At 40.2% G+C, this 15,175-nt stretch carries 12 protein-coding genes and 1 other RNA gene; 4 read left to right on the plus strand and 9 right to left on the minus strand.

Going from position 1 to position 15,175, the window contains the following annotated elements:
• The first annotated feature begins 59 nt into the window (after positions 1 to 59).
• From fdhF to modB, 4 genes are all read left to right on the plus strand, one after another.
• On the plus strand, positions 60 to 2,999 hold the full coding sequence (gene fdhF / locus OK414_RS26205; RefSeq protein ID WP_263045910.1) for a formate dehydrogenase subunit alpha: 2,940 nt from the start codon (positions 60 to 62) through the stop codon (positions 2,997 to 2,999).
• Between the two features lie 11 nt (positions 3,000 to 3,010).
• Positions 3,011 to 3,490 carry a DUF1641 domain-containing protein gene (locus OK414_RS26210; protein WP_034648426.1) on the plus strand — a complete coding sequence of 160 codons (480 nt, stop codon included), beginning with the start codon at positions 3,011 to 3,013 and terminating at the stop codon, positions 3,488 to 3,490.
• 125 nt (positions 3,491 to 3,615) lie between these two features.
• Entirely contained in the window at positions 3,616 to 4,413 is a 798-nt protein-coding gene (modA, locus tag OK414_RS26215; protein ID WP_095380215.1) for a molybdate ABC transporter substrate-binding protein, read from the plus strand.
• A 7-nt stretch (positions 4,414 to 4,420) separates the two neighbouring features.
• Positions 4,421 to 5,077 carry a molybdate ABC transporter permease subunit gene (gene modB / locus OK414_RS26220; RefSeq protein ID WP_013059693.1) on the plus strand — a complete coding sequence of 219 codons (657 nt, stop codon included), beginning with the start codon at positions 4,421 to 4,423 and terminating at the stop codon, positions 5,075 to 5,077.
• Between the two features lie 155 nt (positions 5,078 to 5,232).
• Here the strand turns inward: modB and ssrA are convergent.
• The 9 genes from ssrA to OK414_RS26265 all read right to left on the minus strand — a co-directional run bounded on the left by ssrA (position 5,233) and on the right by OK414_RS26265 (position 15,150).
• Positions 5,233 to 5,594, minus strand: a transfer-messenger RNA (tmRNA) gene (ssrA, locus tag OK414_RS26225).
• A gap of 137 nt (positions 5,595 to 5,731) precedes the next feature.
• Positions 5,732 to 6,199: an SsrA-binding protein SmpB gene (smpB, locus tag OK414_RS26230; RefSeq protein WP_034648422.1), complete on the minus strand. Its 468-nt coding sequence runs from the start codon at positions 6,197 to 6,199 to the stop codon at positions 5,732 to 5,734.
• Between the two features lie 151 nt (positions 6,200 to 6,350).
• Positions 6,351 to 8,693: a ribonuclease R gene (rnr, locus tag OK414_RS26235; RefSeq protein ID WP_034648419.1), complete on the minus strand. Its 2,343-nt coding sequence runs from the start codon at positions 8,691 to 8,693 to the stop codon at positions 6,351 to 6,353.
• 38 nt (positions 8,694 to 8,731) lie between these two features.
• Positions 8,732 to 9,472 (minus strand): alpha/beta hydrolase, encoded by a 741-nt coding sequence (locus OK414_RS26240; RefSeq protein ID WP_013059696.1) that lies wholly within the window; start codon positions 9,470 to 9,472, stop codon positions 8,732 to 8,734.
• A gap of 267 nt (positions 9,473 to 9,739) precedes the next feature.
• On the minus strand, positions 9,740 to 9,973 hold the full coding sequence (gene secG / locus OK414_RS26245) for a preprotein translocase subunit SecG (protein ID WP_013059697.1): 234 nt from the start codon (positions 9,971 to 9,973) through the stop codon (positions 9,740 to 9,742).
• A 209-nt stretch (positions 9,974 to 10,182) separates the two neighbouring features.
• On the minus strand, positions 10,183 to 11,478 hold the full coding sequence (gene eno, locus OK414_RS26250; RefSeq protein WP_013059698.1) for a phosphopyruvate hydratase: 1,296 nt from the start codon (positions 11,476 to 11,478) through the stop codon (positions 10,183 to 10,185).
• A gap of 24 nt (positions 11,479 to 11,502) precedes the next feature.
• Positions 11,503 to 13,035, minus strand: coding sequence for a 2,3-bisphosphoglycerate-independent phosphoglycerate mutase (gene gpmI / locus OK414_RS26255; RefSeq protein ID WP_034648416.1), 1,533 nt, complete (start codon positions 13,033 to 13,035; stop codon positions 11,503 to 11,505).
• A complete protein-coding gene (gene tpiA, locus OK414_RS26260) occupies positions 13,035 to 13,790 on the minus strand; it encodes a triose-phosphate isomerase (protein WP_013085385.1) in 756 nt (251 codons plus the stop codon). The genes gpmI and tpiA overlap by 1 nt, the downstream gene beginning before the upstream one ends.
• 175 nt (positions 13,791 to 13,965) lie before the next feature.
• Positions 13,966 to 15,150 (minus strand): phosphoglycerate kinase, encoded by a 1,185-nt coding sequence (locus tag OK414_RS26265; protein ID WP_013059701.1) that lies wholly within the window; start codon positions 15,148 to 15,150, stop codon positions 13,966 to 13,968.
• Positions 15,151 to 15,175: the final 25 nt, after the last annotated feature.

The raw sequence follows: 15,175 nt of genomic DNA on the forward strand, positions 1-15,175 counted from the left end.
TTTAATTAGGCGTGTGTATTCATGGTGGTTTTTTGTTTTTATATAAAGGAGGAAAACAAATGAGTCGTGAAATTATCACTGTTCATATAAATGGCAACGAATACAAAGCAGCTTCAGGCTCTACCATACTTGAAATTATTAATCAGCAAAGCATTGAGCACCCTCAGATTTGTTATGTTCCTGAAGTGGATCCTATTCAAACTTGTGACACATGTATCGTTGAAATGAATGGCGAGTTAGTTCGTTCTTGTTCTACAAAAGCTGAAAACGGCATGAAGATAGAATTACAATCAGCACCCGCAAAAGCGGCACAGACGGAAGCAATGGATCGTTTATTAGAGAATCATTTGCTATACTGCACCGTTTGCGACAATAACAACGGAAATTGTAAATTACATAACACAGCCGAAATGATGGAGATTGAACATCAAAAATACCCCTATACGCCAAAGGCCTCAGAGAATGAAGTCGATATGTCTCATCCGTTCTACCGTTATGACCCTAATCAATGCATCGCTTGTGGCCAATGCGTAGAGGTTTGTCAAAATCTTCAAGTTAATGAAACACTCTCTATCGACTGGGAAGCAAAACGTCCCCGCGTTCTCTGGGATGACGGTGTAGCAATCAATGAATCTTCTTGTGTGAGCTGCGGTCAATGTGTAACCGTATGCCCTTGTAATGCCTTGATGGAAAAATCCATGCTTGGAGAAGCTGGATTTATGACTGGGCTTCCAAAAGACGTTTTAAATCCAATGATTGATTTAGTTAAAGAAGTAGAACCTGGATACAGCGGAATTTTTGCTGTTTCAGAAGTGGAAGCCGCTATGCGCGAAACACGCACGAAAAAAACAAAAACTGTCTGTACATTTTGCGGAGTTGGATGTTCATTTGAAGTATGGACAAAAGGCCGTGAAATCCTTAAAGTTCAGCCTAGCTCTGATGCTCCCGCAAATGCCATTTCAACCTGTGTGAAAGGAAAATTCGGCTGGGATTTTGTCAACTCTGAAAAACGTATTACTAAGCCTTTAATCCGAAAAAATGGTGCATTTGTAGAGTCGTCATGGGAAGAAGCCCTCGACTTAGTAGCAAGCAGGTTAAGCTCTATTAATCAGCAGTATGGACATGGATCAGTTGGTTTTATTTCTTCTTCTAAGATTACAAACGAAGAAAACTATGTTATTCAAAAGCTGGCTCGCCAAATGTTTGAAACAAATGACGTAGACAACTGCTCTCGCTACTGTCAGTCTCCTGCAACTGATGGATTATTTCGAACAGTGGGAATGGGAGGCGATGCCGGCACGATAAAAGACATCGCAAAAGCTGGACTGGTTATCATCGTTGGAGCTAACCCTGCTGAAGGTCATCCTGTATTAGCAACTCGCATCAAACGCGCGCACAAGCTTCATGACCAAAAACTAATCGTCGCAGATTTGCGCAAAAACGAAATGGCTGAACGCTCTGACATTTTCATCAGTCCAAAACAAGGTACGGACCAAGTATGGCTAATGGCTGTAACAAAATACATGATTGACCAAGGATGGCACAATGAAAAATTCATCCAAGAAAACGTCAACTATTTTGAAGACTTTCACTCTTTGCTTGAAAAGTACACGCTTGAATATGCTGAACAAATTACGGGTATTCCAGCAGCAACGCTCATTCAAATAGCTGAAATGATTCGAGACGCCGATGGAACCTGTGTGCTGTGGGGCATGGGCGTAACGCAAAATACGGGAGGCTCTGATACATCAGCGGCTATCTCAAACCTGTTGCTTGCTACTGGAAACTATCGACGCCCTGGAGCAGGCGCTTATCCGCTCCGAGGCCACAATAACGTCCAAGGAGCATGTGATATGGGAACTCTTCCTGCTTGGCTTCCAGGCTATCAGCACGTCACAGACTCAGTCGCCCGAGCGAAATTTGAAAAAGCATACGGTGTAAAAATTAAAGATAAGCCAGGGCTTGATAATATTCAAATGCTGCATTCAATTGGTGAAGGAAAAATGAAGGCCATGTACCTTGTCGGTGAAGATATGGCTCTTGTTGATTCAAATGCTAACCATGTACACGAAATATTATCAAATTTAGATTTTTTTGTCGTCCAAGACATTTTCCTTTCGAGAACGGCTCAATATGCTGATGTTGTACTTCCTGCTGTTCCTTCTCTTGAAAAAGACGGAACATTTACCAATACGGAGCGACGTGTCCAAAGATTGTATCAAGCATTACCAACGCTCGGTGATTCAAAGCCGGATTGGTGGATTGTTCAAGAGATTGCCAACCGCTTAGGTGCGAACTGGACGTATACACATCCTGGTGATATCTTTGCAGAAATGGCTAGTCTATCACCTCTATTCAGCCAAGCCAGTTACGAAAAACTTGAAGGCTGGAATAGCTTCTTATGGGGGAGCTTAGAGGGAAAAAGCACGCCGTTACTTTACGTCGATGGGTTTAATTTCCCAGATAAAAAAGCGCGCTTTGCTTTATCACATTGGGTACTTCCTGCCGAATTCCCAGAAGAATATGATCTACACATTAATAATGGAAGAATGTTAGAACATTTTCATGAAGGGAATATGACCAATAAATCGAGCGGCATCCAATCAAAAGTACCGGAAGTATTTGTAGAAATTTCACCTCAGCTTGCCAAGGAGCGTGAAATTGAAGAAGGTTCGCTTGTCAGATTAATCTCACCGTTTGGAGCAGTAAAAGTACAGGCATTAATTACAGAGCGAGTAAAAGCAAATGAGCTGTATCTTCCAATGCACTCTGTTCATAAAGATTCGGCTATTAACTTCTTGACCGGACCTGCAGTCGACCAACGAACAAATACGCCGGCTTACAAACAAACAAAAGTACGGATGGAAGTATTAAGTAAAGGTGGAGCAACGCCTTTACCGTCTACAAATCCGCGTAACAAAAAACGTCATCCTCAAAATGGGGTCGAGGTTCAGCGTAAATGGAACCGTCCTGGCTACGTCCATTTAACAAGTAAATAGGAGGAGAAAAGATGGCACAACCTATTACAGAAATTAAGAAACCTCTTCTAAGCGAGGAAGAAGAAAAACAACAAAAATTAGAAGATTTAACTTCTCTGCTGGCAGATAATGAAGAAGCGTTGAACCGTATTATCGGTATTGTGGGCGAACTTAATGACATGGGTGTTCTTGAAGCTGCTGATTCAATGATTCAAGCGAAAGAAAAAATCTCAAAAATTGCGCTTCATCAAATTTCCAGAGAACCGGTAACCAATTTAATTAATACTCTTATGGGTGCAAGCAGCGGTTTGATGAAGGCAGATCCAGAGGTAACTGCTAAACTTGTAAATAGCGCAACAGCTGGTATGAACGAAGCGAATGAATATGTAAAAACCGGAAAAAAAGTAAGTGCATTAGCTCTTATAAAAGCGCTAAACGATCCAGACGTCAATCGTGCAATTGGATTTGGGCTTCACTTTTTAAAAGGAATGGGCAAAGCGTTGGAAGAATAAATGAAGCAGCGACTTGAAAGTTTTCCCCCTTTCAAGTCGCTGTTTTCTTTTTAGGAAGTCAAATTTAAAATGAACGTGATATAGTTATACTAAATTGCTTTACTACAACTAACTGAGGTGACACGATGCAACAATACTTTAAACCCTTATTCGCACTATTATTTTTAATTATGTTTACTGCTGCTTGTTCGAACGAAACAAATACCGATCAATCCGCAGCTCAGCATAAAAACATCAGCTTAACGATATCCGCTGCGGCCAGCTTAAAAGATGCGCTCACTGATATTCAAAAGCAATATGAAAAAAAGCATCCAAATATAGACTTGAAATTTAATTTTGGAGCTTCAGGCTCGCTGCAACAGCAAGTTACAAACGGCGCACCTGTTGATTTATTTTTTTCAGCAGCGGAAGACAAGTTTGATGCACTAGTAAAAGCAGGAGCTATCTCCAAAGAGAATGGTGCTGACTTGGTTGGCAATGACCTTGTGCTTATCGTGCCAAAGAATAATACGTCTGCTATCACAAATTTTGAAGATCTATCAAAGCCGACTGTTCAAAAAATTGCACTTGGAATACCAGAATCCGTTCCTGCCGGACAGTATGCGAAGGAGACTTTTGAACACATGAACCTCTGGAAAAACATTGAGCCAAAAACCGTCTATACGAAAGACGTACGCCAGGTGCTTTCCTATGTAGAGACAGGAAACGTTGAAGCTGGGGTGGTTTATAAAACCGATGCCTTGATTTCAAAAAAGGTGAAGATTGTCGCTACTGCAGATAATAGCACTCACAAACCAATTGTATATCCTGTAGGCGTTATTAAGGATTCGAAACATCCACAAGAAGCAAAAGCTTTTTATCAATTTTTACAAAGTAAGACGGCTCTTGACACTTTAAAGAAATACGGTTTCACTGCAAATTGAGGCCGCTATGATTCAAGAATTTTTATCTCCTCTTCAGCTATCGCTTAAAATTGCATTAGTAGCAGGATTTGTCGTTATTATTTTAGGCACTGTTATAGGAAAACTGTTATCTAGGAAACACTTTAAGGGAAAAGTGATGATTGAAACGGCGTTAATGCTCCCGTTGGTGCTCCCTCCGTCCGTTGTTGGATTTTTATTGATTGTCATATTCGGGAAACACAGCCTGCTCGGCCGGGCAATTGAATGGGTCTTTCAACAACCCGTTATTTTCACATGGTGGGCAGCTGTTATTGCCTCCGTTGTCGTTGCGTTTCCGCTTATGTATCAATCTGCCAAAACAGGCTTTCAAGGCGTTGATTACGAAATTGAAGACGCAGCTCGAGTAGATGGTGCAAGCGAATGGAAAGTCTTTTTCTTTATTTCTATCCCTTTAGCTTCTAAAGCCATCGTAACAGGAGGAGTGCTAAGTCTGGCAAGAGCACTCGGAGAGTTTGGAGCCACTTTGATGTTTGCCGGCAATATTCCAGGTGAAACTCAAACTGTGCCTACTGCTATCTACGTAGCGATTGACTCTGGAAACATGAATCTCGCTTGGCTATGGGTTATTTCAATCGTCTTTCTTTCCTTTCTTATGCTGCTTTTTGTTCAGCTTAAACAAAAATAAAAGGATGCCTCTTTGTGTAACAGGCATCCTTTTATTTCTTTCCTGCTTTTTTCAATTTTACATAAATTATAAATTAAAAAGGAGCTAATCAAATGAAGAGCATACATTTGATTAACTCCTGTTATAAGTAAGGTAAGCCACCATACAATATGTATTGGTGGAGACGGTGGGAGTCGAACCCACGTCCAGAAATATCGCCACTTAAGCGTCTACGAGTGTAGTTGGCATATTGATCATTCGCGAGCTGTTCTGCCTACCAACAGGCGTCCCAGTCGCTAGTCTGATTATTCTCTTCCTTCGTCCTCAGACGGCGAACTCCGGCGTAGCCCACTTAAAGTGAGTCCCTTACCCTACCACATGGGCGATGGAGGGAGGAACCGCTAAGCTACTATTATGCAGCTAAAGCGAAGTTATTGTTAGATTTGCCAGTTATTATTGGCGTTGATGTTTTAACGAGGCCATCTCCTCGACTCGCAACCTAAGCTCGAACTACCCCTGTCGAATCCGTAACGTCCCCATATAAAAGGGAGTCGGAATGTGTAAGAAAAAATCTTACATCAGATAGCGACTTCAGTGTGCAAAATGAAATCTAACTGATAACAATACTTATTATATCACAAAATGAGCATTTTGCAATTGTAAGATTTTGTAATGTTACATCTTTTGACGATCACGAAATGCTCGTTCGATATCGCGCTTCGCTTCTTTTTGTTTTAAGTCTTCACGCTTGTCATATTTCTTTTTACCCTTACCAAGCCCTAGTAAAACCTTTGCGTATCCATTTTTTAAATACACTTTTAAAGGAACTAATGAATAACCCGTTTCTTTTGAATAGCCAATTAGCTTGCTGATTTCACGCTTATGCAGCAATAGCTTTCGTGTACGCAACGGCTCATGATTGTATCGATTTCCTTGTTCGTAAGGACTAACGTGCATATTGTGTAGAAATACTTCTCCGTTTTGCACACGAGCAAAAGAGTCCTTTAAATTTACACGCCCATTACGAATTGATTTAATTTCCGTTCCTTGTAGAACAATACCCGTCTCATATGTTTCTTCAATAAAAAAGTCGTGGCGGGCTTTTTTGTTTTGTGCAATTAATTTCCCTTCACCTTTTGGCATAAAACGTTCCTTCCCTTCAGCCGTACTTACGTATATGTATGATATTATGTATCATTTTACTGTATGGAAATCTAAACAACAACTAAAACGTTTAATGGAGCTGTTTTGAAGCAGAAGGAATACCCTTCTGCTTCACTGCTGTCGATTTCGATTATTTACGCTTTTTCTTTTTGCGCTTAACATTTGGGGCACCCTCGAAGAATCTCTTTTTCTTTTTCTTCTTTGGCTTTTGAGTAGACCACTCTTCATTTTTGCTTCGGCTGCCCTCGCGAACTTTTCCTTTATCATCTTTGCGTGACTTTTGTTTTGCTTTAATCACTTTAGGACGGTCTTTAGATAAGCGTTTGCGACTTTCTTTCATTCCTACAATAATAAAGTCAACCGAACGCTCGTCTTTATTCACATCGGCGACTTTCACTTCAATTTCGTCTCCAATTCGGAAGACATTGCCCGTTTTTTCTCCAATCATCGCATAGTGACGTTCGTCGTAACGATAATAGTCATCTGTTAAGTCACTGACGTGAACTAAACCTTCAATCGTATTTTCTAGCTCCACGAACATTCCAAAGTTAGTAACAGAGCTAATAATACCATTAAATACTTCCCCAACTTTATCAGCCATAAACTCAGCTTTTTTCATATCGTCCGTTTCCCGCTCAGCGTCAACTGAACGACGTTCCATATTAGAAGAATGCTCAGCAACATCAGGCAGAAGCTCGCGCCATTTTTCTTGCGTTTGCTGATCTGTTTTTCCTTCAATTAAATACGTGCGAATGAGACGATGAACGATTAAATCCGGATAACGACGGATTGGAGACGTAAAATGCGTATAGAACTCAGCTGATAAACCAAAGTGGCCTAAACTTTCTGCTTCATATTTCGCTTGTTTCATCGAACGAAGCATAACAGTTGAAATAACCATCTCTTCAGGCGTGCCTTTTACTTCTTCTAAAATATCCTGTAGCGCACGCGGATGAATATCGTTTCCTGTTCCTTTCACCGTGTAACCAAAGTTTGTAATGAACTCTAAGAAACGAGTAAGCTTCTCTGCATCTGGATCTTCATGAATACGATAAATGAACGGTACGTTCATCCAGTGAAAATGTTCTGCTACTGTTTCATTCGCCGCTAGCATAAATTCTTCGATTAGCTTTTCAGCAACCGAACGTTCACGCAAAATAACATCGTGAGGATGGCCATCATCGTCTACTAATACTTTTGCTTCTTTGAAATCAAAATCAATGGCCCCGCGATCCATTCTCTTTTTACGAAGAATAGCTGCCAGCTTTTCCATACGCTCAAACATCGGAACAATTGGCTCGTAGCGTTCTAACACTTCTTCATCTTTATCCACTAAGATTTTGTTAACGTCTGAATACGTCATTCGTTCTGTCGTTTTGATGACACTTTCAAAAATTTCATGTTTCACTACTTCACCCTGTGGATCGATTTCCATCTCACACGAAAGCGTAAAACGGTTAACTTTTGGATTTAATGAGCAAATTCCATTAGATAAACGGTGAGGAATCATCGGAATAACTCGGTCTACTAAATAGACGCTTGTTCCGCGCTCTGCTGCTTCTACATCAATCGGAGAACCTTCTTTAACGTAGTGACTTACATCTGCAATATGGACGCCTAATTTGTAGTTTCCATTTTCAAGCTCTGTAACCGTTACGGCGTCATCCAAATCTTTTGCATCTGCTCCGTCAATGGTTACAATAACTTGATCACGAAGATCGCGGCGGTTGCCGATATCTTTTTCGTCAATCGTTTCAGGTGTATCAATTGCTTGTGTTAAAGCATCAGCAGGAAATTCTTGAGGAAGACCGTGCTTATGGATAACAGAAATGATATCGATCCCCGGATCGTTTTTATGTCCAAGAATTTGAACAACTTTTCCTTCTGCGTTCATGCGGCCTTCCGGATAGGTTGTCAGTTCTACTACTACTTTATGGCCTTCAACCGCACCGTTTCTTGCTGCTTTGGGAATAAAAATATCACCTGCAATTTTTTTGTCATCCGCAATCACAAAGCCAAAATTTTTGCTTTGCGTATACGTACCTACAATTTGCTGGGTACCTCGTTCTAAGATTTTTACAATGGTTCCTTCACGACGAGCACCTGATGATTCTGATGACACTCTTGCAAGCACAATATCTCCGTGCATAGCATTGTTTGTTTCAGTAGGGGGAATAAATACATCACCCGCATCTTTTTCTTCAGGAACTACGAACGCAAACCCTTTTGCATGTCCGCTTACTTTCCCTTTGACAAAATTCATTTGTTCCGGCAGCCCGTAGCGATCGTTTCTTGCTCGGATAATTAAACCCTTCTCTTCCATAATAACAAGTGCCTTCACAAACTCTTTGAATGACTCTGCATCCTCAGTATTAAATTCTTTTGCAAGCTCTTGGACAGTCAAAGGTTTGTAATTATCCCTTTTCATAAAATCCAATATTTCATTTATATAGGGCTGATTTTCTTCTTTCACATCATGTCCCTCCTTTTTCTTTATTCTTATTATCTCTATCACCAATCAAGTGATTCCAAAAATGCATATACATCCTCGTGAAGCTGATCACGCTCTTTATCAAAGGTAATGGTATGACCAGATTCTTCGTACCATTTTATATCTTTTGTAGGAGACTCGACGCTATTATAAATAATATTGGCGCTGTCTGTATTAATCATATGATCATGACGACCTTGTACAACAAATGTCGGTGCATAAATCATATCAACTGAATTTCGCACTTCAGCGATTAATTCCTGTAAAGACTTTAATGTGTTCATTGGTGTTTGCTTGAACTCTTCCATTTCTTGTTCAATCTGTTCAGACGATTTACCTTCACGCTTTTTATATTCGCGTGCATACGCTAAAACACCTTCATACATGACTTCTTCACTCTTTATATACATAGGGGCGCACATAGGCACAATACCCTTTATAGGTACAGTGTAACCTAATTTCAGTGAAAATACGCCACCTAGTGAAAGACCTACAGCGGCAATACTTTCATGACCTTTGCTTTTCAAAAACTCATAGCCGTCCATGACATCTTTCCACCAATCTTTTGGACCAGTATGAACAAGTTCTTCAGGCGCTACGCCATGTCCTTTGTAATGAGGTGCGTGGCATGTGTATCCTTTTTTCTCTAAAAAACGACCTAACATACGAACATCAGCAGAATTTCCGGTAAAACCATGAAGTAATAAAACAGCTTTTTCGCCGCCTTCAAATGTAAATGGCTTTGGTTGTGCAATTTTCATATATCATTTAACTCCTTTTAGTTATAATATCTGCAGTCCTAATAGAAAAAAACATGTATTTATGTGACGGTCATCACATAAAAAGAGATGTAGCCATCAACTTTTACGCTTTTATACTATATTTAGTACTTTTTTCTAAAGCTATATTATATCATTACTTAAAAATGAAATTAAAGTATTCAACACGCCCATTAAAAAACCACCTAATACATAAGTTGGTATACACCAAGTACATATGCATTAGGTGGCAGTCTATCCAGTAACATATTAAAGTTTGAAATAAGATACAGCAAGTGTTAACACAAAGAATAAGATAGATAACACTACTGTCAAACGGTGTAAAACTAAGTCAATTCCACGTGCTTTTTGTTTCCCAAATAACGTTTCAGCTCCACCGGAAATAGCTCCAGATAATCCAGTAGTTTTACTTGATTGTAAAACGACCACAACAATCAAAGCAATTGAAACAATCACTAGCAAAGTAATCAGCAATGTATGCACTAAGACACACCTCCTACACCAAGTAATAGTCCATCAGCGGGGTTTCTTCATCCCTTCTGATTGGCATTACCGGGGATAAAGTACGCGCACTACGCTAAGGTTAATTTATCATAAAAAACCCTCTCGTACAAGTAATGGCAGTGAAATACAACGGATTTTAACGTAAAAAAAACGGACGACAATCGTCATCCGTTTTTTATACTTTCAACTTATTTTTTTAAGTTGTAGAAAGATTTAGCGCCATCGTATACAGCTAGAACACCTAACTCGTCTTCGATGCGTAATAATTGGTTGTATTTCGCAATACGATCTGTACGGCTCATAGAACCAGTTTTGATTTGACCAGCGTTTGTTGCAACAGCGATATCAGCGATTGTTGCATCTTCAGTTTCACCAGAACGGTGAGAAACTACTGCTGTGTAACCAGCACGTTTAGCCATTTCGATAGCTTCGAACGTTTCAGTTAATGTACCAATTTGGTTAACTTTGATAAGGATAGAGTTACCTACGCCTTGTTCGATACCTTGAGCAAGTTTTTTCGTGTTTGTTACGAATAGATCGTCACCAACAAGCTGTACTTTTCCGCCAATGCGCTCAGTTAATAGCTTGTGACCATCCCAGTCATTTTCGTCTAAACCGTCTTCGATTGAAACAATTGGGAATTCGTTAACTAACTGCTCGTAGAAATCTACCATTTCAGCAGAAGTTACGCCTGTACGGCCTTCGCCTGCTAAATCATATTTACCAGTTTCTTTGTTGAAGAATTCAGAAGAAGCTACGTCCATACCTAATTGGATGTCTTTACCAGCTTCGTAACCAGCTTTTGTGATTGCTTCTACGATTACTTCTAATGCTTCACGGTTAGAACCTAAGTTAGGAGCGAAACCACCTTCGTCACCTACAGCTGTGTTTAAGCCTTTAGCAGATAAAACAGATTTTAACGCGTGGAATACTTCAGCACCCATACGGATTGCTTCTTTGAATGTAGGAGCTCCTACAGGTAAGATCATGAATTCTTGGAAGTCAACGTTGTTATCAGCATGAGAACCACCGTTGATGATGTTCATCATTGGAGTTGGTAATTGCTTAGCGTTGAATCCACCAAGGTAACGGTATAATGGAAGACCTACGAAATCAGCTGCTGCGTGAGCTACTGCCATAGATACACCAAGAATAGCGTTGGCACCTAATTTACCTTTGTTTTCAGTACCGTCTAACTCGATCATAAGGCGGTCAATACCGATTTGATCAGTTACGTCCATACCTACTAATTCAGGAGCGATAATTTCGTTTACGTTTTCTACTGCTTTTAATACACCTTTACCTAGGTAGCGAGATTTGTCACCATCGCGTAATTCTACTGCTTCGTATTCACCAGTAGAAGCACCACTTGGTACTAAAGCGCGTCCGAAAGCGCCTGATTCAGTATATACTTCAACTTCAACTGTTGGGTTACCGCGAGAATCTAATACTTCGCGTGCATAAATGTCAAGAATTGCTGGCATTTTAAAACTCTCCTTTATAATTAATTATTTAATTAATGTTTTACCTGTCATTTCTTTTGGCTGTGCTACATCTAGAAGAGTAAGCATCGTAGGAGCTAGATCTCCTAGAATACCATCTTCACGAAGCTCTAAGCCTTGTTTGGTTACGATTACTGGAACAGGATTCGTTGTATGAGCCGTCATTGGATTACCTTCAAGTGTAATCACTTCATCAGCATTACCATGGTCTGCTGTGATGATTGCTGTACCGCCTTTAGCTAAAATTGCATCAACGATTTTGCCTAAGCACTCATCTACTGTTTCAATCGCTTTTACCGTTGGTTCTAGCATACCTGAATGGCCTACCATATCAGGATTTGCAAAGTTTAACAAAATAGCGTCTTGCTTATCGCCTTCGATTTCTGCAAGCAACGCGTCCGTCACTTCATAAGCACTCATCTCAGGTTTCAAGTCATATGTTGCTACTTTTGGTGAATCGATTAAGATACGTGTTTCACCAGGAAACTCTGCTTCACGTCCACCGCTCATAAAGAACGTTACGTGAGGATATTTTTCTGTCTCGGCAATACGAAGCTGCTTTAAGTTATTTTGAGATAATACTTCACCAAGCGTGTTATCTAAGTTATTTGGCTTAAAGGCTACATATCCGTCAACTGTTTCGCTGAAGTGAGTTAAACATACAAAATGTAAGCTTTTCGGATGTTTTTCACCGCGATCAAATGAACGGAAATCTTCGTTTGCGAACGTATTTGAAATTTGAATTGCGCGATCTGGACGGAAGTTGTAGAAAATAACTGCATCTTCGTCTTGAATTGTCGCAACTGGCGATCCGTCTTCTTTTGTAATAACAGAAGGTAAAACGAATTCGTCATAGATTCCATTTTCATACGAATCTTTTACGCACTCTTCAGCGCTTGTATATGATGGACCTTCGCCGTACACCATTGCGCGGTATGATTTCTCTACGCGCTCCCAGCGTTTATCGCGGTCCATTGAGTAGTAACGTCCTGAAAGTGTTGCAATTTCACCAACGCCGTACTCTTCAATTTTTTCATTAAGTTCTTTTAAATACGTTTCAGCAGATTGAGGTGCTACGTCACGGCCATCTAAGAAACCATGAATGTAGACTTTTTCTAAGCCTTCACTCTTAGCTAGACGCAATAATGCATATAGATGTTCGATATGACTGTGTACGCCGCCATCAGATAAAAGACCGAAAAGATGAAGGTTTGTACCCTTTTCTTTTGCGTGCTTTACAGCTGCTAGAAGCGTTTCGTTTCGTTCAAACTCGCCTTCACGAATTGCTACGTTTACACGAGTTAAGCTTTGGTACACAATTCGGCCTGCGCCGATGTTTAAGTGACCTACTTCAGAGTTACCCATTTGGCCTTCTGGTAAGCCTACAGCTTCTCCAGACGCCTGAAGTGTAGCATGAGGATACTCGTTCCAGAAACGGTCGAAGTTTGGTTTTTTTGCATGTGTTACCGCATTACCTTTATCTTCATCGCGTAATGCAAAACCATCTAAGATGATTAATGCTACTGGCTTTTTACTCATTACTTACCAGCCTCCAAAAGCTGTAAGAAAGAATCTGCTTCTAAGCTTGCTCCACCTACTAAAGCTCCGTCAATGTCTGATTGAGACATATATTCTTTAATATTAGCAGGTTTTACGCTACCGCCGTATTGAATACGTACAGCATCTGCAACATCTTGAGAGAATTGTTCTGCAACAACGCTACGGATGTATGCACAAACTTCGTTTGCACCTTCAGCAGTTGAAGATTTACCTGTACCGATTGCCCAAATTGGCTCATATGCAATAACCGTTTGCTTTACTTGCTCATCAGTTAGACCAGCTAATGCTTTTTGCACTTGATTAGCTACAACTGTTTTTGTTTGATCTTGTTCGTACTCTTCGTTTGTTTCACCGCAGCAAACGATTGGTGTTAAACCGTGTTTGAATGCAGCAATTGTTTTTTGGTTTACTGTTTCGTCCGTTTCAGCAAACATTTCACGACGCTCAGAGTGTCCTAAAATGACATAGTTCACACCTAAGTCTGCTAAAGCAACAGGGCTCACTTCTCCAGTGAACGCACCGTTTTCTTCAAAGTGCATGTTTTGTGCACCAATTTTTAAGTCTGTGCCTTTAGTCGCTTCTACTAAACGATCTAAAAATAGTGCAGGTGCACATACTACTGAATCTACGCTTTCAGGAGATGGTACTGCTCCTTTTACTTCTTCAACAAAGCTAGTTGCTTCAGAAAGTACTTTGTTCATTTTCCAGTTTCCTGCAATAATTGGTTTACGCATGTATAACACCGTCCTTTGTTTATTGTGGGTTTTCCCTTCACGCGTTAGATGTCCAAGAGGGTGCTGTTAAAAGTGATTCGGTCCCTTTTATCTCTTGGTCATCCATCTTCGCTGCTTGATAATTTTTTATATTATCAGTCGTCAGGTCGGTCCTCCGTCTTACTGAAACATAAACTTACTTATCGTTTAATGCAACTACGCCTGGAAGTTCTTTACCTTCCATAAACTCTAGTGACGCACCGCCACCTGTAGAAATATGGCTCATTTTATCAGCTAAGTTGAATTTTTCAACAGCTGCTGCAGAGTCTCCTCCGCCGATTACTGAATATGTGTCAGTTGCTTCTGCTAAAGCTTCTGCTACTGCTTTTGTTCCGTTAGCAAATGCATCTAATTCAAATACACCCATTGGTCCATTCCAAATAACTAACTTAGAGTTTTTGATTACGTCAGCATAGATTTCACGCGTTTTCGGTCCTGCGTCTAAGCCTTCCCAATCGCTTGGAATATCTTCAATTGATACAACTTGAATATTAGCATCATTTGAGAAGTCATCTGCTACTACCACGTCCACTGGCATGTAGAAGTTTACTCCGTTTTTCTTAGCTTTTTCCATGAAAGATTTTGCAAGTTCAATCTTGTCTTCTTCAAGAAGTGATTTACCTACTTCATGGCCTAGTGCCTTAATAAATGTGTAAGAAAGTCCTCCACCGATGATTAAGTTATCTACTTTATCAAGCAAGTGGTCAATTACACCGATTTTGTCTTTAACTTTTGCTCCACCAACGATTGCAGTAAATGGACGTTCTGGGTTTGATAATGCTTTTGAAAGCACATCAAGCTCTTTTTCCATTAAGAAACCTGCTACTGCTGGAATATGTTGTGCAATTCCTTCTGTTGAAGCATGCGCACGGTGAGCTGCACCGAATGCATCGTTTACGTACACGTCTGCTAATTCAGCAAATGCTTTTGCTAATTCAGGATCGTTTTTCTCTTCACCTGGGTAAAAACGTACGTTTTCAAGTACTAAAACATCGCCTTCGCTCATGCCGTCGATTGTTTTCTTTACTTCTTCACCAAAAGCTTCGTCAGCTTTTGCAACGTCTTTACCAAGAAGAGCTTGTAAACGTTCTGCAACAGCATTTAGACGTAACTCTTCAACAACTTCGCCTTTTGGACGTCCAAGATGGCTAGCTAAAATTACTTTTGCACCTTGTTCTACTAAATATTGAATAGTAGGAATAGCTGCACGAATACGAGTTTCGTCTGTTACTTTTCCGTCTTTCATTGGTACGTTAAAGTCTACGCGACAAAATACTCGCTTTCCTTTTACATCGATGTCTTTCAACGTTTTTTTGTTCATCGTTAAAAGGCCTCCTTAAGTATTT

The sequence above is a fragment of the Priestia sp. JV24 genome (genome assembly GCF_025910025.1).
Taxonomy (GTDB): domain Bacteria; phylum Bacillota; class Bacilli; order Bacillales; family Bacillaceae_H; genus Priestia; species Priestia megaterium.